General features: G+C 44.3%; 19 protein-coding genes. 10 read left to right on the top strand and 9 right to left on the bottom strand.

The genetic code is table 11. From position 1 onward, the window contains the following. On the top strand, positions 1 to 275 hold a 275-nt coding region (locus LEP1GSC060_RS10975), incomplete at its 5' end, for an ATP-binding protein (protein WP_196221641.1). Positions 276 to 438: 163 nt separating this feature from the next. Here the strand turns inward: LEP1GSC060_RS10975 and LEP1GSC060_RS10970 are convergent. Then, entirely contained in the window at positions 439 to 2,529 is a 2,091-nt protein-coding gene (locus LEP1GSC060_RS10970) for a heterodisulfide reductase-related iron-sulfur binding cluster (RefSeq protein ID WP_003003847.1), read from the bottom strand. 245 nt (positions 2,530 to 2,774) lie between these two features. Between LEP1GSC060_RS10970 and mqnC the strand changes: the two genes are divergently transcribed. Continuing rightward, positions 2,775 to 3,875 (top strand): cyclic dehypoxanthinyl futalosine synthase, encoded by a 1,101-nt coding sequence (gene mqnC / locus LEP1GSC060_RS10965; RefSeq protein WP_003003836.1) that lies wholly within the window; start codon positions 2,775 to 2,777, stop codon positions 3,873 to 3,875. Positions 3,876 to 4,116: 241 nt separating this feature from the next. Continuing rightward, complete coding sequence (locus tag LEP1GSC060_RS10960; RefSeq protein WP_003003907.1) at positions 4,117 to 4,485, top strand: LIC11299 family lipoprotein; 369 nt, start codon at positions 4,117 to 4,119, stop codon at positions 4,483 to 4,485. On the opposite strand, the gene LEP1GSC060_RS10955 is transcribed toward LEP1GSC060_RS10960, so the two are convergent. The 3 genes from LEP1GSC060_RS10955 to LEP1GSC060_RS10945 all read right to left on the bottom strand — a co-directional run bounded on the left by LEP1GSC060_RS10955 (position 4,469) and on the right by LEP1GSC060_RS10945 (position 7,344). Further along, positions 4,469 to 5,698, bottom strand: a complete 1,230-nt coding sequence (locus tag LEP1GSC060_RS10955) for a GGDEF domain-containing protein (RefSeq protein ID WP_036096173.1) — start codon at positions 5,696 to 5,698, stop codon at positions 4,469 to 4,471. The genes LEP1GSC060_RS10960 and LEP1GSC060_RS10955 overlap by 17 nt on opposite strands. Positions 5,699 to 5,804: 106 nt before the next feature. After that, positions 5,805 to 6,635, bottom strand: a complete 831-nt coding sequence (locus LEP1GSC060_RS10950) for a GerMN domain-containing protein (RefSeq protein WP_036096200.1) — start codon at positions 6,633 to 6,635, stop codon at positions 5,805 to 5,807. A gap of 28 nt (positions 6,636 to 6,663) precedes the next feature. Then, on the bottom strand, positions 6,664 to 7,344 hold the full coding sequence (locus LEP1GSC060_RS10945; RefSeq protein ID WP_036096197.1) for an HAD family hydrolase: 681 nt from the start codon (positions 7,342 to 7,344) through the stop codon (positions 6,664 to 6,666). A 93-nt stretch (positions 7,345 to 7,437) separates the two neighbouring features. Between LEP1GSC060_RS10945 and LEP1GSC060_RS10940 the strand changes: the two genes are divergently transcribed. The 3 genes from LEP1GSC060_RS10940 to LEP1GSC060_RS10930 are packed head-to-tail and all read left to right on the top strand — an operon-like array spanning position 7,438 to position 10,537. Next, positions 7,438 to 8,700, top strand: a complete 1,263-nt coding sequence (locus LEP1GSC060_RS10940; RefSeq protein WP_003003890.1) for a KamA family radical SAM protein — start codon at positions 7,438 to 7,440, stop codon at positions 8,698 to 8,700. After that, on the top strand, positions 8,693 to 9,838 hold the full coding sequence (locus LEP1GSC060_RS10935) for a D-alanine--D-alanine ligase family protein (protein WP_003003783.1): 1,146 nt from the start codon (positions 8,693 to 8,695) through the stop codon (positions 9,836 to 9,838). The genes LEP1GSC060_RS10940 and LEP1GSC060_RS10935 overlap by 8 nt, the downstream gene beginning before the upstream one ends. Before the next feature lie 15 nt (positions 9,839 to 9,853). Further along, entirely contained in the window at positions 9,854 to 10,537 is a 684-nt protein-coding gene (locus tag LEP1GSC060_RS10930; RefSeq protein WP_003003887.1) for an iron-containing redox enzyme family protein, read from the top strand. Here LEP1GSC060_RS10930 and LEP1GSC060_RS10925 read toward each other — a convergent pair. The 4 genes from LEP1GSC060_RS10925 to bfr form a co-directional block, all read right to left on the bottom strand. Beyond that, entirely contained in the window at positions 10,514 to 10,858 is a 345-nt protein-coding gene (locus tag LEP1GSC060_RS10925; protein ID WP_003003841.1) for a DCC1-like thiol-disulfide oxidoreductase family protein, read from the bottom strand. The two genes, LEP1GSC060_RS10930 and LEP1GSC060_RS10925, sit on opposite strands and share 24 nt — an antisense overlap. A gap of 438 nt (positions 10,859 to 11,296) precedes the next feature. Then, positions 11,297 to 12,412, bottom strand: coding sequence for a hypothetical protein (locus LEP1GSC060_RS10920; RefSeq protein ID WP_003003936.1), 1,116 nt, complete (start codon positions 12,410 to 12,412; stop codon positions 11,297 to 11,299). A 15-nt stretch (positions 12,413 to 12,427) separates the two neighbouring features. Continuing rightward, positions 12,428 to 13,675 carry a THUMP domain-containing class I SAM-dependent RNA methyltransferase gene (locus LEP1GSC060_RS10915; protein ID WP_003003815.1) on the bottom strand — a complete coding sequence of 416 codons (1,248 nt, stop codon included), beginning with the start codon at positions 13,673 to 13,675 and terminating at the stop codon, positions 12,428 to 12,430. Continuing rightward, positions 13,672 to 14,139 (bottom strand): bacterioferritin, encoded by a 468-nt coding sequence (gene bfr, locus LEP1GSC060_RS10910; protein ID WP_003003943.1) that lies wholly within the window; start codon positions 14,137 to 14,139, stop codon positions 13,672 to 13,674. The genes LEP1GSC060_RS10915 and bfr overlap by 4 nt, the downstream gene beginning before the upstream one ends. Positions 14,140 to 14,287: 148 nt before the next feature. Between bfr and LEP1GSC060_RS10905 the strand changes: the two genes are divergently transcribed. From LEP1GSC060_RS10905 to LEP1GSC060_RS10890, 4 genes are all read left to right on the top strand, one after another. Then, on the top strand, positions 14,288 to 15,406 hold the full coding sequence (locus LEP1GSC060_RS10905) for a thiolase family protein (protein ID WP_003003849.1): 1,119 nt from the start codon (positions 14,288 to 14,290) through the stop codon (positions 15,404 to 15,406). A gap of 14 nt (positions 15,407 to 15,420) precedes the next feature. Continuing rightward, positions 15,421 to 16,452, top strand: a complete 1,032-nt coding sequence (locus tag LEP1GSC060_RS10900) for a glycosyltransferase family 9 protein (protein ID WP_003003736.1) — start codon at positions 15,421 to 15,423, stop codon at positions 16,450 to 16,452. Then, a complete protein-coding gene (locus LEP1GSC060_RS10895; protein ID WP_003003792.1) occupies positions 16,449 to 17,732 on the top strand; it encodes an aminopeptidase P family protein in 1,284 nt (427 codons plus the stop codon). Before LEP1GSC060_RS10900 ends, LEP1GSC060_RS10895 begins: the two co-directional genes overlap by 4 nt. A gap of 63 nt (positions 17,733 to 17,795) precedes the next feature. After that, complete coding sequence (locus LEP1GSC060_RS10890) at positions 17,796 to 20,204, top strand: SpoIIE family protein phosphatase (RefSeq protein ID WP_003003802.1); 2,409 nt, start codon at positions 17,796 to 17,798, stop codon at positions 20,202 to 20,204. A 76-nt stretch (positions 20,205 to 20,280) separates the two neighbouring features. Here LEP1GSC060_RS10890 and LEP1GSC060_RS10885 read toward each other — a convergent pair whose 3' ends face one another. Next, a complete protein-coding gene (locus LEP1GSC060_RS10885) occupies positions 20,281 to 21,450 on the bottom strand; it encodes an amidohydrolase (protein WP_003003894.1) in 1,170 nt (389 codons plus the stop codon). Positions 21,451 to 21,521 lie beyond the last annotated feature (71 nt).

Here is a 21,521-nt window from a genome sequence, read left to right as displayed (position 1 = left end):
TTCCTTGTGCGATGATCTTCAACGAACTTTTGAACAATTCGCTTACACACGCGTTTAAGGAATCTCAGGATCCGAACATAGAGATTCGTTTTTCTAAAACCGGAGAAAATTACAAATTAATGATAAAGGACAACGGAGTGGGAATGACCGCTCCGATTGATTTGAAAAAATCAAATACGACCGGTTTCACTTTGATTCGGATTCTTTCCAAACAGATCCGAGCCGATTTCGAGCTTTTTAACGATCGGGGTTTGGTCGCCGTTTTGGAATTCTAAATTTGTAGTTCTTTCGTAGCCCTTGCGAAGGATCGGTAAGATCTTAGGTAGGTCTGAAATGGGATCGAACGACGTCGGGTTTCTTATCCGGCTTTTACGGACCCGTCGAAATCACTTACGCGATTTCGACGGTGTATTTTAGAAAATCCTAAATTAGAATTTGTTACTGAAGATTTTCCGCAACCAACTCCGCGATGTCTTTCACTTTTACTTCTTCGATCTTTCCTTCGTGTTTTACGCCGTCGGTGATCATGGTCACGCAGAAAGGACAAGCGGTCGCAATCGTAGTCGCTCCGGTATCCAAAAGTTGTTTCGTTCTTTTGACGTTAACGCGGTCGTTGTTTTGTTCTTCCATCCACATCTGAGCTCCACCGGCTCCGCAACAGAGACCTTTTGAGTGGTGATCGGAAGGTTCCGCGAGTTTTCCACCCGCAACTTTTTTAACCACGTCTCTCGGGTTTTCATAGTTGTCGTTGTAACGGCCGATGTAGCAGGAATCGTGATAAGTGTATTTGCCGGAAGAAGCGTCTTCTGCCGTTTTAACGTCCAACTTTTTCTCTTTTACGAGGTCGTTGATAAACTCGGAGTGATGAACCACTTCGAAGTTTCCTCCGAACTGAGGGTATTCGTTTTTGATTGTGTTGTAACAATGCGGACAAGCGGTTACGACTTTTTTGACGTTGTATCCGTTCATCGTATCCACGTTGGCTTGCGCCAGAGTTTGGTAGAGGTATTCGTTACCGCCCCGTCTCGCGGAATCACCGGAACAGTTTTCTTCCGTTCCTAAAATTCCGAACTTCACGTCCGCCTTCTGTAAAATTTTCACGAAAGACTTAGCGATACTTTTGTTTCTTTCGTCAAAAGCTCCCGCGCATCCGACCCAATAGAGAACGTCTACGTTGGAATCTTCCGCCATGGTTTTAACGCCCAGGCCGTCCGCCCAATCGGCTCTCGTATGCGCCCCGACTCCCCAAGGGTTCGAGTTGTTTTCCATGTTTACAAATGCGTTTTGAAGTTCCACGGGGAACTTGGATTCCGCAAGAACCAAGTGCCTTCTCATTTCCATGATCGCGTTGACTTGGTTGTTTCCGACAGGACAAGCTTCCACACAAGCGTAACAAGTAGTACAACCCCAAAGGGCTTCTTCGGAAAGTCCTTCGTAGGCGTTGATCACTCCGGTATCCAGAGCCGCTACTTTTTCAGCGGCTATCGCCTGGTCGGTTTCTTCCGCTCTGATTTTTGCGACTTCCGGCATTTTATCCAGAAGTGCGTGTTTGAGATCGGCGATGATCGCTTTCGGGTTCAGAACTTTTCCGGTTCTGTTTGCGGGACACTGAACTTGACAGCGACCGCATTCGATACAAGACATCCCGTCCAAAAGATTCGGCCAAGGGAAATCTTCCACACGATTTACGCCCCAGACTACATTCTCATCTTCTAAATTGAGTTTGGAAAGAGCTCCCTTGGGAGTATCGGATTGAAGAAAGTAGTTAAAAGGTGCGAAGATTAAGTGCGCGTGTTTGGAAGTCGGAACGTAGAGCATGAAAGAGAACACGGAAAGAATGTGAACCCACCACATGATCTGAACGACTACGTCCGCTGTGGAATATTCCACACCGATCGATTTCCAAATCGCACCGATTCCCGCCGCGATGAAAGAAGCGTTTTCCGTAGGACTGTCGTAAACCGCGCCGACCGCCTTCGCGCCTTCTCCCAAAAGAGTGGAGATCATCAGGATCGAAATCATTCCGATTACGATTGCGGAAGCGGGAGAATGAACGTCCAGGCCTTTCGCTTTTTGAATCCATCTCCTCCAGGCAAAAAAACCGAGACCGATCAAAACGAGAATCGAAACGACTTGAACGACGGACTCGTAGAGATGTCCCGTACTTTCTCCGAATAAGAAACCGATCAGGGAGAATTGATAAGGGTCGTCCATTCCGTAACCGACAAGACCCGCGACCATCTGGCTCGTGGTATGAATGGTATAAACGACGAAACCGTAAAAGATAAACGCGTGCATGATTCCGCGCAGAGGTTCTTTGAAATTCTTCTTTTGAAGAATTACGTTTTGAAAGAAGCTGTTGATTCGAAACACCCAATTCGGGTTTTCTAGAAAGTTTTCCGTTCCGGCGGCTTTTCTCGCGCTAAAAATCAATCGGAGACGATACAAAATCGCACGGATAAAAACTACGTTCGCGATTACGAATAAGACTGTGAAAATCAGATGGAAGGCGATTTGTGAAATTGCCATATGGATGAGTTACCCTTTCTTGTGAATTGGTGAATGATTTACAGCGTAGGAATCGAGATTTCCCCTGTCGAGGAATTTTCAAAACAAGACCCCGAACACCGAATCCTGATTTCTAATCCTGAACCCTAACACTGAATCCTGATTTCTAACCGCACCTGATCCCTAAAAAGAGGGTGCAAAATTCGGAATCGGTTGAATGATTGAAGGGCGGGCTTTTTAAGTTCGTTTGATTATAAGGAGTAAACGTGGCCTCTATCTTTTCATCACAACCCGCAGATCGGATTTTAGAAAAAGCCTTGGATGGGAATCGGATTTCTCCCGAAGAAGCTCTGACGCTCTATCGGGAAGGGGATCATCTTAAGATCATGGCTACGGCCCGTACGCTCCGGGAAAAAATTCTCTCTCACTCCTACGCAAGTTATACGATGTTTCGGGTCGTGAATTACACGAACTATTGCAACGTAGAATGTAGTTTCTGTTCTTTCATGGACGAGATCGGAAACGGCAAAGGTTACGTTCTTTCCTCGGAAGAAATATTGGAAAAGATGGACTACGCGGTCCAAGAAGGAGCCGATCAGATGTTTCTGCAAGGAGGAGTCTATCCGGATCTTCCGTTTGATTATTATTTAGGCGTGATCACGGCCGTTAAAAAGAAATATCCGGAAATGCACATCCGCGCTTTCTCCCCGGTGGAAATCATCAACTTGGAAAAGGTCACCGGACTTTCACTCAAAGAAGTTCTCCACCTTCTCAAACAAGCGGGACTCGATTCCGTTCCGGGAGCCGGGGCCGAAATCCTGACCGATCGGATGAGAAACATCATCTCGCCCAAAAAAGCGACCACGGAAGAATGGGTGCGCGCGATGGAAACCTGTCACGAAGCGGGACTTCTCGGAAGCGCGAACATCGTGTTCGGCTCCGAAGAAACTCAGGAAGAAGTCATCGAACATTTAAACGTTGTGCGAAATCTCCAGGACAGAACCGGAGGATTTTTATCCTTTATACCTTGGACCTTTCAACCCCAGACCAAACGATTTAAGGTGCGAGCGGTTGCAACCCAGGAATACCTCAAGGTTCTGGGGATCTGTAGAATTTTCTTGGATAACATCAAACATATCGAAACTTCGGTGATGGTCCTCGGAAAAGGAGTCGGACAATTGGCTCTCACGAGCGGAGCGGACGATATATCTTCCGTGGTCATAGAGGAAAACGTTTTGCGATCTTACGGACTCAAGACCGAAAAAGAAGCGGTAAAGTTTTTAAAAGAAGGAGGATTTGTTCCGAAACGAAGGGATCTTCTCTACAATTACGATCGTTACAAGAACGAACCGGTTCAAACTTTTTGAATTAGCCGCTACCGATCTCTATAAAATCGAGTACCGTTACCGTTTATCGCAAAATACTGTTTTTATGCAAAAGATCGGATACTGGAGTATATAGTTATGAGTAAGAGAAAAAAAGTTTCGTACAAAAATGTAAGTGACTCATTCCTTCTTGTCGGTCGGATATCCTTCGGTAACTTGCGATAAGGGCGACTTTTGATCGGTCGGGATCGGGATTCAAAAAATCTGGTTGAGGGAACCAAAGATGATAAAAATATTAAATTGTATTCTTGTGTTTTTAATCGCGCTTGCCGCTTGCACGAAACAAGTCAAGGAAAGGATTCATATCGATACGGGAGTGACCGTGGAGGTATTAGGTCCGCACAAATACAAACTCGTCTCGATCGGAGGCGCTTCTTCGGCTTCCGTCGAGGAAAACGATCTATTCAAAATGAAGAATACTTCCTGCACGGCCGCAAAGTCCATCGCGGCGCGCAAACTCGAAGAACTCGAACCCGAACAAAAAAACAGATTATTTTTTATGGAAGCCGTGGAAACGAAGTACATAGACGAAGGTGCGTACTGTGAAATTACGTTTCACTACGAACTCCCCGTTCCTAAGAAGCAGCCGTAGTTCCCCGATCCCCTTTCGAAAAGTAACGAATCGGCTCGATAAAGGAAACTCGGTTTCTTCCTTTTTTCTTGGATTCGTACAGAGCCGAATCGATGGAATGATAAATATCGTCGAAGCTGAATTCTTCCGTCGGACCGAAGATACAAGCTCCGATGGAAACGGAAATTTTAACGGGACTTCCGTTTTTGGTTCGGTAGGATAATTCCTTTTCGGAGACTTCCATCCTTAACTTTTCGCAGAGTTGAGCGAGATCTTCCTTTTTGATCGCATCCAGAAGAATACAAAATTCGTCTCCTCCGATTCTGGAACAGATGTCGGTCGCTCGCACTCTCTGTTTCATCACTTCCGAGATGGTACGCAGAGACGAATCTCCCGCCAAATGTCCGTAAGAATCGTTGATCTCTTTCAGATAATCCATATCCAAGATGATCATCGCGAGAGAGAATCGATAACGTTGCGCTCTTTTGAGAAAGAGTTCGAACTGTTCGATCAAATATCTTCGATTGTAGAGCCCGGTGAGTTCGTCCACCTTTGAGATTTTTTCGATCTGAATGTTTTTATCTCTGAGTTTGCTCACCGCTTTTTCGAGTTTTTTCTTGGCCCGGTGATCCATCACTCTCCAAAAATTAATGAGAAGGTTTCCGAAAACTCCCGTAAACAAATAGATGAGTACGTTTGCGAAGTCGTGTTGTAACACGTTTGCGCTTCCGGTCAGAGTTGTACACAAAACCAGGGAAAAGTAGAAGAGCGCGTTGAAAATGACCGCGGTCGTACCGGTCAACCAAAGGAGAATGTTTCCGCTTACGACTAAGGTCGTATAAAAATGAAAGTAGAGTTCCATTCTTTCCGAATCCAAAAAGACGTAAGGGAGGATAGAAAACACGATCGCTCCCGAAGAAAGAATGCTGTATCTTTCGATTCTCCTGCGGAAAAAAGGTGGCCATTTTATAAGCAGAAATGCGAAGAAAGCGGACAAAAGAACGACCGTTAAACGCGAATAAATCAGAATTCGATTTTCTTTTCCGAAAATGGAAGCGCCGTCCGGAACCAAGGCCGAAAGAAAACTGATTCCGATACAAAAAAAGAAATAGCTGACCGTGGCCCTTCGAACGTCCGGTTGATAGACTCTCAAATAATCATCCGGAAACGGATTGAAAAAAACTCTCCTAGCGAGTAGTTTTATTTTTTGATTATTTCCCAATGAGAATCTCATACGTTTTGCAAGGAATCAGCTTCCTCATTTTAGAAACGGTTCTGTTTAAACAATCAGGATTTATAATTCCGTTCGGGTGATTTTGTCTGTACTCGTTGTTTGACGATTAAAAAACGACGATCTTTCTAGGGTTTTTTGTCAGAAGGGAGGGCAAAGGCATTCCTTCGCCGCCGATGGAGCGTACGAACTTTCCGTTGATCTTGAGTTGAACGCCGGTGATCGGAAGATTTTCCATCAGGCTGTAGGTAAGTTGATCGATCCTGTCTTTTAGAATTTCAGGTCCCGCTCCTTTTTCCAGATCGTTACTCAAAGAAAGTTGGAGAACACCTTCTTGGATTCTATAGTCTTCGTCATAGTGTAGGTTTTGCGGAATGGAATTCAGGATTCCTTTTTCTTTTTCCTGGGAAACGGGACCCGCGATCAGCGAATTTAAGATGAGTTTGACCCTGTCGCCGCCCTTCGAAAGCCGCAGAACCTTTACAAGTCTGGAATGACTTTTGCTTCCCTTGCCGTAGAATTTTAAGAAATACAAAGACAATTCTCCCTGATTTGTTGGGATGGGAGTAGAGTAGGATTGGTTTTCGACGGATGGGACGGGAGGTTCCAGAACGGGAACGAGACCGTCTTCGTTTAGATCTTCTTCGATGGAGTTAGAGTTGTCGGAAGAAGTCTGAACGTCTCCGTTTCGGAGAAGTTCTTCTAAGATCTCGTCTTCCGCCTGATCCATGATCTCTTTGTGATTGAGATTTCCCCTCTGAGCGGAAGTTGATTCGGGGTTCATCTTTCCTACGTTTCTAAATCCTTGAAATCCGGTTCCGGAAAATCCGGCTCCGGAAAGGGAAAAACCGGCCCCCGTACTTTTATCCAAAAGCACCAACGTAAAAATGATTCCGGTGAGAATGAAGATGAGATTTTTTCTTTTTTCGGAATCCTGCACACTCTCATTTTCGGAAAGAAAGGAGATTCTATGCAGGCAAAAATCGAAGGACATCCGAGAGGTTTTTGAGTTCCCACTCGAAGTCGGGAATTTCCCCGGCAGGCGCGTGTCCGTACGAACAAAACGCGAAAGGACAACCGTTTTGACGGGCGGCTTCGTGGTCGGAAAGTCGGTCTCCGATCATGAGAATTTTGTCTGGTTCGAGATCGTAGAGTTTTCTATATTCTTTCAGAATTTCTCCCTTGGTTTGGATCCGCTCGTTGTCTAAAACGAGAATCGGATCAAAGTAGGAAAGAACTCCGGCGATTTCCAAGATCGTTTCGATGTAGGGTTTTCGTCCGTTGGAGGCGGCTAAAATGCGAAATCCTTTTTTAAAAAGAGATTCGATCGTTTCTTTTACGCAAGGATACAATTCTCCTTCTCCGTTTCGGATCCTCTCACAGAGAAAACGAAGTACGCCGTCGGAAATGACGTCTCTTTGTGTTTCGTTCAGTTGGGGGAGAAGGTTTCGGAAAATGGTTTTGACCGGCTTTCCGATTTCCAACATAAGCCGATCCCTGGTCGGAAGTTCCACCTCGACTCCGGAGGTTTTGGAAAAATTTCGGATCGAGTCCCGATAGACTTCGAGTATGATTCCCTCGGACGAAAAAAGGGTTCCGTCCACGTCGAATGCGAGCGCTCGGATCGAGTCGCCTGAAAAATCAACCATCGAAGGACAGTTTTTCGAAAACGATCCTTTTGGCATTTTCTTTTTCCCTTTGCTTGATTTTCCTCCGACTCGGGGAAAATAGGAAGAACCTTTATGAAGAATTCGGATTCGCACTCATTCGCACAAAAAACCAAGACAGAAAGTTTTGCAAATCGGTCCGAGTTGTTTTCTTCCTTCGATTGGACCGATTATAAGGCGCAACTTCAAAATCGGGTGAGAGGTTTGGAACTGGGACGTTATTTCGATTTGACGGAAAGCGAAATCATCGGAATCGAAAATACGATTCGACTGAACGTTTCCGCGACGCCGTATTATATTTCCATTGCGGACCCGGAAGATACAAATTGTCCGATCCGAAGGATGATCCTTCCGAGAGAGGCCGAATCGATTTTTTCTCCCGAAGAATCTCCCGATCCTTTGCACGAGGAACGATTGTCTCCGGTCAAGGGATTGACTCACATGTATCCGGATCGGGTTCTTCTTTTTACTAATCACGAATGTTCGGTTTATTGCAGACATTGTATGAGAGGTCGTAAGGTTTCCGATTCCAAGGAAAGAATGCTCACGGAAGATCTGGAAGCCTGTTTTGAATACATCCAATCGCGTCCGGAAGTGACCGACGTCGTTTTATCGGGGGGAGATCCGCTGAATCTGAGCGATTCCAAGGTCGACTGGATTTTGGAGCGTTTGGAAAAAATAGAACACGTAAAGATCTGCAGACTAGGCACTCGAAATCCGGTCACTCTTCCGTTTCGGATCACATCAGAACTTTGTAATATTATAGAATCCCATAATACGGATCGGCTTTCCATTTTCTGCAACACTCAGTTCAATCACGCGAAAGAATGTACTCCTCCGGCCAAGGAAGCGATCTTAAAACTTCTCAAGGCGGGAGTGAACGTCGGAAATCAATGTGTTCTCCTGAAAGGAATCAACGATTCCGGAGAAACTATGTTAGAACTTCATAAAAAACTGTTGGAGTTACGGATTCGCGCCTATTACATGTACGACCCCGAGCTGATTCCGGGTTCCAGGGGTTTTAGAACCCCGCTCGCTAAGGGAATCGAAATCATAGAATTTATGAGAGGAAAGATCGGAGGAATGGGGATTCCTCAGTTTGTGAACGATCTTCCCGGAGGGGGCGGAAAAATCACGTTGACTCCGGACTGGTACTTGGGTTTTTACAAACCGGAAAGGACACACGTATTTAGATCCGCGTTACGCGGAACCTATCACTTAAGTCCGGAACCTCCCGACTCCACGATGGAAGGATTTTATCCGGAAATTTCTTTGGAAACCTGGGAAAAAATTCTCTCGAACGGTACCGGAGCAAAGGAAAAAAAAGCCGATGCGTGACGTAACTCCGACCGTTCTTATTTACGCCGACCTCCACGAGTTCGAGGGAGAGTTTCCGGAAATCTACAAACAGGAATGGGAATCTTCAAGGTCCGTGGAAGCGATCTTGGAATTGTTAAGCGAAGTCGGAGAAAGACCCGAGTTGATCGCGACTCCGGGAGAACTTTTGGAAAAACTAAAACGTTACTGTGACTTCGACTTTACCGAACGTCCCGTGCTCTTTCATCTGATGGAAGGTTTTTGTTCTAGAAACAGGGAGTCTTTGATTCCGGCTGCGGCGGAGTTATTCGGTTTTCCTCATACGGGTTCCGACGTTTATTGTCAAAATTTATCCTTGGATAAAAACCTAACTAGAATTTTCGCCCAATCGATCGGCGTTCCGATTGCGCCCGGATTTTTGATTCGTTCCCAAAAGGATTTTGTCCCGCCAAAAAAAAAATCGATCGGTTCTAAAGAAAGTTCTTTCGAGTCGAATGGGTCTTCGGCTTGTCCGAAATTCAACTTTGTAGTTCCGAAAGGATTTTCCTTTCCCGGTTTTTTAAAACCTGCCGGAGAAGGTTCCAGTCTCGGAATCGGGGAGGAAAGTGTCGTTTCCGACGAAAAGGACCTATGTCTTAAGTTGTCCTCGAAATCCGAGGTTTTTTTTCCGTATCTCGTGGAAGAATACTTAACGGGAACTGAATATACTATTTCTGTAATAGGTTCTGCGATTCTAGGTTATCGGGCCGGTTCGGCGGGTAGATTGGTTCTTCGGGACGATTTGAAAGTGGAAGAGGTCTACGGGGAAAAAACGAAATCCAAAAGTGTTATGCCGGAAACTCTTGTATTTGATTGCCCGAAGGATTTGGAAACATTCTTTCGGGAACAAAGCGTTTTACTTTGCGAATCTCTGGGGACATCCGGGCCCGCGAGACTCGACTGGAAACTCGACTCTTTGGGAAATCCTTTTTTTCTTGAAATCAATTTGACTCCCGGTTTGTCTCCGTTTTATTCCACCTTTCCGATTTGTTATCGTCAGAGCCTAGGGGACGAAAAAACCTTGTTCCAAGAGATTTTACAAATAGCTCGTTTGGATTTTGAGACCGATCGATTTTTATATTCCAAAAAGAAAATCGGAACCGCTCTAAACCGAAAATAGAATTAGAGATTTATCATGCAGACCGTAACCCAAACATCCTTTCGAAATTTTTTGGAAGAATCGGTTCGCAATCATCCGGTTCTAACTTCCAATCGCTGGTTGGAAAAAAAAGAAAGTAGAATGGAAAAGGAAGATCTTCTTCTTTGGCTTCGTCAGGAATACTTTGTAAGCGTGGATTTCGTAAACTGGTTTTTGAACGCGGCCGCGATCAGCGATTCCGTGGAAGCGAAGATCGTACTGGTTCGGAATATTTGGGAAGAATTGGGCGAGGGTAAGGCGGAGGATTCTCACGTTTGTATCTTAAAGAAATTTCTTTCGGATATGGGCGCGAACGTTCATAACGAACACCGACTTCCCGAAACGAAATCCTATCTGGATTTGATGCAAAAAATCACCACGTCCGATTTTTATTCCGCCCTGGGCGCGCTCGGTCCCGCGAACGAGTACTTGTTGAAATTAGAATATTCCAGAATGTTTAAGTCTTATCGGGATCTGAGAGAAAGGTCTTTTTTGCCCGAAGGAAAATTTTTTCAGGTTAACCTGGACGCGGACGAATCCCACGCGGAAAAACTCTTTCGTTTGATCGAAGTTGTAGCCGACACGGAAGAAAAACGAAATCGAGTGACGGAAGGAAATCGGCTCGCTCTCGACGCAAGACTTGTGTTTTACGAAGGTCTAACGGCTTTTCAGGGATTTTAAAAGATTCATTCCGATCATTCCGAAAATCGGAATCAAGGGAAGATAAAGAAGGGGGGCGATCCAGCGAACTCCTTTGAGGGAATGACCGAGTTTTCGAACCGCAAAAAAACCCGGATATCTTCTTCCGTTTGCGATCATCTGAACGTTTCCTTCTAGGACGGAGACGTTCAGAGTCGGATGGATTTCTTTCAATTCTTTTTCCGAAAAGTCCCGAAAGGACCGAAATCTGATCTTGGGATCAAGATTGAGATTTTGTAATTTGATTGCGAGTTTGGAGCAAAAAGAACATTCCCCATCGTATAAAAAAACGTAAGCTTCCATGATCGTTACCGGTTTGCCGTTAAATTAATTTTTGATCGGTTCATTCTTTGAAACATATCGATGAACGTTTTTTAAAATCCGATTCATAGAATTGAAATTTGTAGTTTATTTTCAATCCGTTTTTTCTTGCTCATAACTATATAATAAATATATAATATTTTGAATGAAAGCAGTGTTTGCATTAAAAATTAACGGGTCGTGTTCCGGGTCGCTCATCTTTGCTTCGCAAAGAACCAAATGCTTAAACGCGAAACTCAACCTCGCGGGTCGCTCGGTAATGCTTGCATTTGGTTATCTCGCTCCCTGAACTCAACGGAACACTCTCTACGGGTCGTGTTCCGGGTCGCTCATCTTTGCTTCGCAAAGAACCAAATGCTTAAACGAGAAACTCAACCTCGCGGGTCGCTCGGTAATGCTTGCATTTGGTTATCTCGCTCCCTACGGGTCGCTCGATAGATCTTGGGGGAGGTTTTTTAAAAAAAAGCAGATGTTGGAAACATGTTCTCCTTTGACACCGATCCAAAAGTAAATCCAGATTCCTTCTTTCTGCATCCCGTCGCAGACTTTCATGTACCATTTCGAGATCGTGTTTTCCTTTCGGGCCCTCCAGAATAAAACGGGAAACTTGCGGATCATCGCGTCCCAAATATCTCTTCCGACGCCTTCTCCTCTTGCAATTTCGTCTACCGCAAACTTCGAAAGAAAGGTTCCGAAAGGAGTGTTCTTTATCAACGCACAACCCTTGAATTCGGATTCTAAAAGAACGCCGGCAAATTCCTGATTCCAAAAATCTTCTTTGAGAGATTTCTGAAACGCTTTCTCTATCAGTCGATGCATTTTCTCTTTCGAAATCGAATGGGGATCTTCGATAAAGTCGATTCGATTTTTTTTTCGAATGAGCGTCCCGCTTCCTTTGATCGTAAATAATTCCTTGAGTAAGGACGAGGCGGACGTGATCGCGATTCCGAATTCCTTGTCCATTACGTTTTTGTAAAGTTCCAAACAGGAAGACAAAATAAGCGCGTCCTCCGGATCGGATGGAGTCGACGAGTCTACGTCGAAGATCGAAATTTTATTTCCTTCCGAATAAATTCCGCCTCTCAAATAAAGATGAACCAATTTTTTCGTGTGTAGAGTGGAACAGAGTTCGGTTAAGAATGCGAATAAAGCCGGACCTTTTTCTTCGGCGATGAAAACCGGAAGTTTTTTTTCCGAAAGAGCCGAGTTCACCGCGCCCGCCAAGTTCCTCGGATGTCGGAATAATTTTCCGGGCAGAATCGAAGAGGAATCTTCCTTGTTATGATTTCTATAAAATAGATTGGTATAGGAAATCCCGTCTTTGTCTAAAACGACAACCGGATACAGGTTCAACTTGTGAAGTAGTTTGAGATTGTAGAGAAGCGCTTCCGCAGATTCCGTGAGTGTTCCGGAATCCGCATAGATCACCGCGAACTTTTCGGGTTCGATCGAACGAAAGAGTTTTAAAAATTGAAACGAATCTTGGGTGTTTTCTGTGACTTCTAAAAGTTTAAGGAGAATTTCCTGATGATTCATTCCGATTTGATTGGATTATTTGCCCAATGTGTAGGCAACTAATTTTCCTTTCAGCTTGCCGATCGTAAGCGACTGTTCCTTGTCTTTTTTCAATTTAAGAAAACCTAAAAGAGAAGTGTCTCCGCATACGAGCGCGAGAATGTTCCCCGCAAAATGGTCCTTCAACTTCTTCCCCCAAGCGATATAAATTTCCTTGGCCTCTTCCTTGGTTCCCAACCTGACTCCGTAAGGAGGATTGGTAACGATAAAACCTTCGGAAATTTTTTTTTCGTTTTCGGAAGTGGTCGCGTCGGATTCAAAAAAGGCGATGAGATGATCCACACCCGCGTTTTTCGCGTTCAGTCTCGCAAGGTTCAAAACCTTTTCATCCCGATCGGACGCAAAAATTTTCACTTCGGAATCATTCCTAACGTTTTCCTTAAGACCCGGTTCTCCGAAAAGTTTTTTAAACGGAAGTGAAGAATCCAAACTTCTGTAATTGGTATAACCGCCGTATAAAAGTTTGAGAGCCGCTTCTATTACGATCGTTCCGGAGCCGCAGAACGGATCGTATAACGGCGATTTGGTGTTCCATCCCGAATAACGAACCGACGCCGAGGCCAGAATTTCCCGCATAGGCGCCTCTCCTCCGATTCTTCCGTGCCCTCTTTGTTGAAGAGGTCTCGTATTCAGTCCGAGAGAAAGTTTTGCGTGATCGGAATGGGAACGAAGATAAAATAAAAAATCGGGTTCGTCTCGGGAAACCTTAGGGGGTTCCTTTCCCTTGGAACGAAAACGATCGAACATCGCGTCCTTAAGTTTGTATGTCGCATAACGCGAGTCCTTCAAAGAATCCTTTGTGGTCGAATCGATTCGAAAGGAATGTTCGGAACCTATGATTTTCTCGAACGGAAATTGAAGGGCTTGATCGTAAAGGTCCTCGGGACTTTCCACTCTCCAATATCTTAAGGAAACGCTGATTCCGGAAGCGATTCCCGTGGAAAGAATGAATTCCTTTAAAGATTTGGTCGGGCCTTGGAAAAAAACTCCGCCTCTGTTTTCGGCGACGATCCTCAGACCGGCCTCCAAAACTTCATCTCGCAACAGCCCGGAAAGTCCGTCCGGGCAGGACGCGTGATATTCGAACGAATCCGGTTTTGAAAAATCCCATTCCGTTTTGGACGTGGAGTCGTTTTGTTTTTGAATACGATCTTCGGAAGGAAAGGGTCTTTTTGTTTTCAACCGGAGTGATTTTTTAGGAACGGGTCTCTTAAAATTTGTCACTCGATTTGTTGTGCTAGATAGTTTTCAACGCCGATCCGACGAATGATTTCCTGTTGGGATTCGATCCAATCGATATGTTCTTCTTCGGAGACGAGGATTTTTTCAAATAACTCTCTCGTTCCGTTATCGTTGTTCTTAACAGCGATCGTGATTCCACGATTGAATCTTTCAACCGCCGAGTATTCCAGATCGAGATCCACTTTTAAAATCTCTTCGATGTTTTTTCCCACGTTAATCTTCATATATTTTTGAAGATCGGGAACTCCGTCCAAGTAAAGAATACGATCGATGACTTCATCCGCGTGTTTCATCTCGTCGATGGATTCGCGTTTCATAAAGTCTGCGAGTTTTTTAAAACCCCAGTTCTTGTTCATCTTTGCGTGAATAAAATATTGATTGATCGCTGTGAGTTCCGCAGTGAGCACTTCGCCGAGAATCTCAAGCACTTCCTTGTTACCTTTCATTGTATTCCCCTTTTGTTATCCATTCAGTATAAAAATCATTCTTAATTTTGCAAGGATAGTTTACGAACTCGGATGAAAAGTCGTCTTACTTGTGTTATTTAATTTTTTTTGATTTTCAATCTCACAATTTTCAAAAACATAGACTCTAATGTCTTCATCCGTTTTTATCATCGATTCGGAACTCAGTCGTTTCGGTAAGACCGAACTTGATTATCATTCTCTTTCTTATCAAACTGCGATCCGACTTTTGGAAAGAAATGTTGAGTTTGAACCTCAATTTCTAATTTTTGCGGCGATGGCTCCCGAAAGATATACGGGAGAAATTTTTCTTCCCGCAAGAATCAAAGAAAGCCTGGGTTTAAAAAATTTATTTACCGTTCGAACCGAAACGGCTTCTTCCTCCGGAGCCAGTGCGTTTCATACGGCGACGTATCTTTTACGATCGGGAGCGTTTCAAAGAGGAATCGTAATCGCCACCGAAGTGATGAGTCGTTTGGAAAGGGAACAGAACAATCTTCTTTTAGGAAGTGTTTTGTCGGAACGCCAAAAACGTTTTGCGATGTCGATGGCTCAAGGCGGAGGAATGATCGCGACACGTTATCTGCACGAGTACGGATACGATCGTAAGGATCTATATGCCCTTTCCAAAAAGTTGCACGACAACGGACTTAAAAACGAAAAGGCTCATATTAAAAAGAATATTACGGAAGAAGAATATTTTAAATCTCCTCTTTTTACGAGTCCACTTTGTCTTTATGATATTTCTCCGCTTTCCGACGGAAGTTGTGCGGTTCTCTTAAGTTCCGAAAAAACGAAATCCTCAAAGCCGCTGAAAGTCAGTGGAATCGGACACGGGATCGGAAATCTTTCCTCTCCTCCGGGGCTTTTGAGTTTTCCCGCAGGTGTGGCCGCGTTTGCGGGAGCTTACAAGGAAGCGGGTATCAAACCGGAACAAATTCAAATCGCGGAATTGCACGACGCGTTCACACCTTTTGAATTGATCGGAGCCGAGGACGCCGGACTTTTTCCGAAAGGTCAGGCCCTACGTTATGTGAAAGAGGGAAAAACTCATCCGGAAGGACAACTTCCGATCAACGCCTCGGGCGGTTTAAAAACGAGAGGACATCCCGTCGGGGTTTCGGGGCTGGCTCAAGTCGCGGAATTACAAACCCGGATGTATAAGGAAGAACGTTTTCAAAACGGTTTGGCGTTTTCCATAGGCGGATTGGGTGTGAACAATTTTGCGACGATTCTTTCCAAAGTTTAGAACGGAATTTGACAGTGAATGAAAAAATACTTCTGATTCAGACCGCATTTTTAGGAGATCTGATTTTAACGACGTCCTTCTTTCGAGAAGTCAAAAGGAAATATCCGAACTCGCATCTTACGGTTATCGTCAATAAGGGAACGGAAAGCGTCTTAGAGGCCAATCCTCACATCGATCGATTGATTCCCTTGGATAAAAAAGAATTCAAAAAGTCTCTTTGGAAATTTTTTTCTTTTTTACGGAGTCTCAGAAAAGAACGTTATACGCTTTGTCTGCTGCCTCATTTTTCCTTTCGTTCCACTTTGATCGGATTTGCAAGCGGAGCCAAGGTGAGAATCGGTTACGAATCCGCGGGTTTTTCCTTTTTGCTTACGAAAAAAATTCCCAGACCACTCAGGGGAACACACGAGGTGGAAAAGTTATTTTCCTTGTTATACAGTAAAGAAGAATATTCTAATATTCAAAAACGTCCCGAACTTTTCTGGCGGGAGGAATCCGTCTTCCGGGTTCGCGTGCTCATGAAAGAGAACGGACTGGAAGCCGGGAATTACGTCCTACTCGCGCCGAGTTCCGTCTGGGAAACCAAACGGATGCCCGCTTCCAAGTTTAGGATTTTAGGGGAACGTCTCGCCAAAGAATCCGGAAAAAAAGTGGTTCTTATCGGTTCCAAGGCGGATATCGATCTCTGTGAAGAAGTCGGGTCCGGTTACGGAATCAATCTCGCCGGAAAAACCAACTTACCCGAACTTTCGTTTTTGGTTTCCAAGGCGGCTTTGATGGTCAGCAACGATTCCTCTCCGATCCATTTTGCGTCGGCGTTTAACGTTCCCACGTTAGCCGTCTTTGGCGCCACCGTTCCGGATTTCGGTTATACTCCTCTTTCCGATTCTTTTTTTATCTCCGAAATTGAGGGACTTGATTGTCGTCCTTGCGGGATTCACGGAGGAAGGATTTGTCCGGAAGGACATTTTCGTTGTATGAAGGAACAGGATACGGACAAAATGTTCCAAGCCGCCGTCCAATTAGAAAAAGGAAACGTAAAATGACCCCTTACAGAGAAAGGATCGAAAAAGTTCAAAAGAGATTGAAAGAAGGAGAGGTTTTGATCGTATTCGCCGCTTCTCATTCCATCCGAAATCGGGACGTGGAATATAAGTTTCGTCAGGATTCCGATTATTACTATCTCACCGGCATCGAAGAATCCGATGGAATTCTAATATTAAAAAATTCTTATAAATCGATTTTTGTACTTCCGAAAGACAAGGAAAAGGAGATCTGGACCGGAATCCGAATCGGAAAAGAAAAAGCGAAAGAACTTCTGAACTTGGACGAATCCTTCGATACGACCGAATGGGAATCCAAGCTGGATGAAATTTTAGTCAATCAATACACGTTGTTTCACTTTTTTGGAAAAAATTCGACTCGGGATTCCAAGTTGATCGAATGGATCCATTCTCTCAATCAAAGATCCAGGGAGGGAAAATTCGGTCCTAAAAGAATCGAGTCGCCCGAGTTTTTACACTGGATGCGTATGTTTAAATCTCCTTTGGAAATCGAAGCGCTTCGGGAATCCGCAAGAATCACGGCCTTGGGTCATGAAAGACTGATGCGCGAATCCAAACCCGGAATGTACGAGTACGAACTGGAAGCGATTTTGGAATCGGAATACTTAAAACACGGGGCTTGGGGCGGTGGTTACGGACATATCGTCGCGGGCGGAAAGAACGCCACGATCCTTCACTATACGTCTAACAACTGTCAGTTGAACGACGGCGAACTTGTACTCGTCGACAGCGGAGCGGAAAAGGGATATTATACCGCGGACGTGACTCGTAATTTTCCAGTGGGAAAAAAATTCTCTCCCGAACAAAAGGCCGCGTATGAAATCGTTTTAAAAGCGCAAAAAGAGGCGGTGTCCAACGTAAAGGAAGGTACGGAGTTCGTTACGATCCATAACCGCGCCGTTAAAACGATCTGCGAGGGTTTGAAAGATTTGGGCCTTTTGGAAGGTTCTTTGGATTCCATTTTGGAACAAGGAACATTCAAAAAATATTATATGCACAAAACCAGTCATTATCTGGGTATGGATGTACACGACGTGGGATCGTATTATCAGAACGGAGTTTCTTGGGTGTTGGAAAACGGCCAAGTGATCACGATCGAACCCGGTCTTTATTTCGATCCTACAGATCCGGAAATTCCCGAAAAATTCAGAGGGATCGGAATTCGAATCGAAGACGACGTTTTAGTTCAGGGCCAAACCCCGGTGAATCTGACTTCCATGATTCCGAAGGAAATCGAAGAGATAGAATCCAGAAAGAATTGAATTTCGTTCTACAAAGCCATCGTTCTAAATAACCTGAATTCGGTATAAGAAAGTTTCTTTTTTATGAAAACGACAAGTAAGCTTTCTAAAAAACTCTTGTCGAAACCGGAAGAAACGGGAGTTTTATGGTTTCTTAGGGTGTTTTTTTATTTCATTTCATGGATCACAAAAAGCGTCGGTTTTTCCAAAAATCGCCGACCTTTCCGCTCGCAATTTTTAAAAGATCAACATCAACATCCTTCCCGGACCTCACATTTTTTCGTTTTTCTTTTTACCAAAATTTTGTTTTTTTACGCGGCGTTTCATAATTTTTACAAATCGTTTTTTTGTAATGTTGCAAATCGGATTCCGATTTTTCCGGCGTTTTTATTTTACTTTTTGATTTTATCTACGCTTTCTTCCGAGTCGATCCAGAAAATTTACTCGTTAGACGAAATCGTCAGTTTGGATTCCACCCAGGAACATAGTTGGGAAATCGCGTCGCAAAAAATCGATCCCGTTTCCTTTTCAATGTCTTATTTGGAAGGTCAAAGGAATTTGAAGATTCCGTTTGAGCCGTACAAAGTTCCCGGAGTTTATAAACTTTCGGACGAATCCGTTCAAACCGCGATCATCGTTAAAAAATTTATCGCTCCCGAAAACTGGAAGAGCGTCGGGCTTGCGGTTCGTCTGGGAACTTTGACGGATAAGGATAGGACTTATCTGAACGGAACTCTGATCGGTCAGACGGGGAATATGGATTCCACCCTACCGCAGGCGTATGATAAAATTCGAATTTATCCGATTCCGAACGATCTGATCCGCCGAGGTCAGGTGAATATTCTCGTAATCGAAGTGAAGAAATACTTTCAAAAAGAGATCGGAATCGAACAGGATAAAACCGCGATCGGAGACTCTCTCCTGATACAAAAGGAACTGCTGAGTACCGAGTATATTAAAATTTTATTATTGATGATTTATACGACCGTGGGAGCGTATTTTCTTCTTCTTTATCTGCGCCGTCGAACCGATCGCGAAAATTTATACTACGGTCTTTTTACGATTTTACTCGTTATATATCAGTTTTTAAGAAACCAGATCAAATACGAACTCGGGATCGAGTTCATTTATATGAAAAAATTGGAATATATAGTTCTTACCGTTCTGGTTCCGATTTTCGCAAATTTTATCCGTATCTATTTTAAATATCCCAGAAAACTTGTTCTGAACGTTTTGGACGTTTTTTACGTTTGTTTTGCGCTGTTTTATATCGTTTCAAACGAAGTAACGTATTATAATTTTATAAATAAGAATCTGGTTCAATACGGATGGATTTTATATCTCGGGATCGTGTTGGATCATTTGATCCGTCGTGTGATCGCAAAGGATAAGGACGCTCTTTTGATTTTAATCGGGGTTTTGATCACCGTATCGGCGGCGCTTTTGGACACACTCGGCGCGAGAAACATAATCGTTTTTCCGAGGATCGTGGGTTATTCGTTCCTCTTTTTTATTTTGAGCATCGCGACGATTCTCGCCAATAAGTTCGTTCGATTGAACGAGGAAGTGGAGGAACTCAACGAGGACCTGGAAAAAAAAGTCGAACAAAGAACCGAGGAATTAAAACTTTCTTTGGAACAGGTCAATCGGTTGAAAATTCAGCAAGACGCGGATTATTTTTTAACTTCACTTTTGATCAATCCTCTTTCCTCGAATAAAAACACGAGCGAGGTGATCAAAACCGAATTTTATACGAAACAAAAAAAGTCCTTCGAGTTTAAGAACAAAACTTACGAAATCGGAGGAGACATTCTGATTTCGGGTAACGTGAAACTTTTCGAAAAAAAATACGTCGTTTTTGTGAATGGGGACGCGATGGGAAAATCGATCCAAGGCGCCGGCGGCGCGCTGGTTCTGGGGACGGTGTTTAATACGATTCTTACACGATCCTCAATCCCATCCCAACAAAATAAACGTCCCGAAAGATGGTTGGAAGAGGCTTTTTTAGAACTTCAAAAAATTTTCGAATCCTTCGACGGTTCCATGTATATCTCCATCGTTTTGGGTTTGGTGGAGGAATCCACGGGTCTTCTTTATTATATCAACGCCGAACATCCTTGGACGGTCCTCTATCGAGACGGGGTCGCTTCGTATATCGAGGAGGAACTGACTCTCAGAAAAATCGGAATTCCGGAAAACGAACAACACCTTGTCATCAAAAACTTTCAGATGTTTCCGGGTGACACGATCGTGATCGGTTCGGACGGAAGGGACGATCTTTTGATCGGAAACGAAGAGAATCGGGTCGTCAACGAGGACCAGAATCAATTCTTAAAAAGAGTGGAGGAGGGTCAAGCGAACCTTCGCGAAGTATATGATCGAATTCTAAAGTTCGGCTCTCTTCTGGACGATTTTTCTCTTTTAAAGATCACGTATCATCCCGTACTAGCGGATGGATTTCAGAAATCAGATTTCAGAGATATTACAGAATAATTTACAGAATAGAAAAATCATGCTTTGTCAAAGTCTGATCACCCTAACTCCTTGAAACACACATCCGCATTTTTGATCAGTTTTCTTCGAGATAGATTTTAATCGCCTCTTTCAGCACTCTAAGGCCGATCGAAAGAGAATCCTCGTCTATATCGAATTTGGAACTATGATGCGAATGAACGAATCCTTTCTCTTCGTTCCGGGAGCCCACAAAAAAATAACAACCCGGAACCTTCATGAGAAACGCGGAGAAATCCTCTCCACCCATGGACTTTGTGTTTTCTTCCGTTACACTGCCCGGCCCGAGAATGTTAAACGAAGCCTTACGCACGATGTTTGCCATCGCAGAATCGTTGATCGTGGGTTGATTGGTTCTTTCGTAACGGATGGAAACTTTCGCTCCCAGCGCGGACGCGATTCCGTTTACGACCCTTTCCAGTTTTCCGGGAACTTCCTCGAACATCTTTTTGGAATACGTTCTTACCGTTCCTTTTAACTCGGCGGTTTCCGGAATCACGTTAAACGCGTTTCCGGCATGAAAACTTCCTACGGTTACGACACAGGAATCGAGAGGGTCCGTGTTTCTGGAAACGATCGTCTGTAACGCAGTCACGATATGCGCACCTACCACGATCGGGTCCACGGTATGTTGAGGCATGGCTCCGTGTCCGCTGATTCCGTCGATCGAAATCGTAAACTCATCCACGGCGGCCATCATAGGTCCGTCCACAACTCCGATTTTTCCCACAGGAATATGATTCCAAACGTGAAGCGCGAGCGCCGCGTCTACGTTATATTTTTCTAATATACCTTCTTCGATCATTTTGTCCGCGCCCTGGCCGCCTTCTTCCGCGGGTTGGAACACGAGCAAAACCTTTCCTTTTGGGAGAATGGATCCGATGTCCTCCTTGATTTCGGTCGCGAGCCCCATAAGAATCGAAGTATGAGCGTCGTGACCGCAAGCGTGCATAACGCCGTCGTGAACGGATTTGTATTCCTTATGGGATTCCTCGAAGATGGGGAGGGCGTCCATGTCCGCTCGAACGAGAAGCGTTTTTCCGGGTTTGCCGGAATCGATCAAAGCGACAACTCCGGTTTTTGCGATCTTATCCTGAAAGGAAAGTCCTAGGGATCTTAAGTGATCGATCACGAAATCGGCGGTCCGATTCTCCTCGTACTTAAGTTCCGGATGTTTGTGGATTTGTCTTCTGTAACGGACGAGTTCGTCGGTTCGGTTTGGGTTCACTGTGAGTTTCCTATTTCTCGGACCATTCTACTCTTTCGAACCGTTTTGGGAAAGAATTTTAGATTTCGCTT

Origin of the sequence: Leptospira weilii serovar Ranarum str. ICFT (assembly GCF_000332415.1) — a bacterium.
Classification (GTDB): Bacteria; Spirochaetota; Leptospiria; order Leptospirales; family Leptospiraceae; genus Leptospira; species Leptospira weilii_A.
Note: the sequence above shows the minus strand (reverse complement) of the source record. Positions and strands in the feature narration are given on the sequence as shown.

Coding starts and splice junctions, on each gene's coding strand:
- LEP1GSC060_RS10970 (WP_003003847.1), bottom strand. CDS start 2,529: ATGGCAATTTCACAAATCGCCTTCCATCTGATTTTCACAGTCTTATTC.
- LEP1GSC060_RS10945 (WP_036096197.1), bottom strand. CDS start 7,344: ATGGTTGATTTTTCAGGCGACTCGATCCGAGCGCTCGCATTCGACGTG.
- LEP1GSC060_RS10925 (WP_003003841.1), bottom strand. CDS start 10,858: ATGGAAGCTTACGTTTTTTTATACGATGGGGAATGTTCTTTTTGCTCC.
- LEP1GSC060_RS10895 (WP_003003792.1), top strand. CDS start 16,449: ATGACCCCTTACAGAGAAAGGATCGAAAAAGTTCAAAAGAGATTGAAA.
- LEP1GSC060_RS10930 (WP_003003887.1), top strand. CDS start 9,854: ATGCAGACCGTAACCCAAACATCCTTTCGAAATTTTTTGGAAGAATCG.
- LEP1GSC060_RS10940 (WP_003003890.1), top strand. CDS start 7,438: ATGAAGAATTCGGATTCGCACTCATTCGCACAAAAAACCAAGACAGAA.
- LEP1GSC060_RS10935 (WP_003003783.1), top strand. CDS start 8,693: ATGCGTGACGTAACTCCGACCGTTCTTATTTACGCCGACCTCCACGAG.
- LEP1GSC060_RS10905 (WP_003003849.1), top strand. CDS start 14,288: ATGTCTTCATCCGTTTTTATCATCGATTCGGAACTCAGTCGTTTCGGT.
- bfr (WP_003003943.1), bottom strand. CDS start 14,139: ATGAAAGGTAACAAGGAAGTGCTTGAGATTCTCGGCGAAGTGCTCACT.
- LEP1GSC060_RS10890 (WP_003003802.1), top strand. CDS start 17,796: ATGAAAACGACAAGTAAGCTTTCTAAAAAACTCTTGTCGAAACCGGAA.
- LEP1GSC060_RS10920 (WP_003003936.1), bottom strand. CDS start 12,412: ATGAATCATCAGGAAATTCTCCTTAAACTTTTAGAAGTCACAGAAAAC.
- LEP1GSC060_RS10960 (WP_003003907.1), top strand. CDS start 4,117: ATGATAAAAATATTAAATTGTATTCTTGTGTTTTTAATCGCGCTTGCC.
- LEP1GSC060_RS10955 (WP_036096173.1), bottom strand. CDS start 5,698: ATGAGATTCTCATTGGGAAATAATCAAAAAATAAAACTACTCGCTAGG.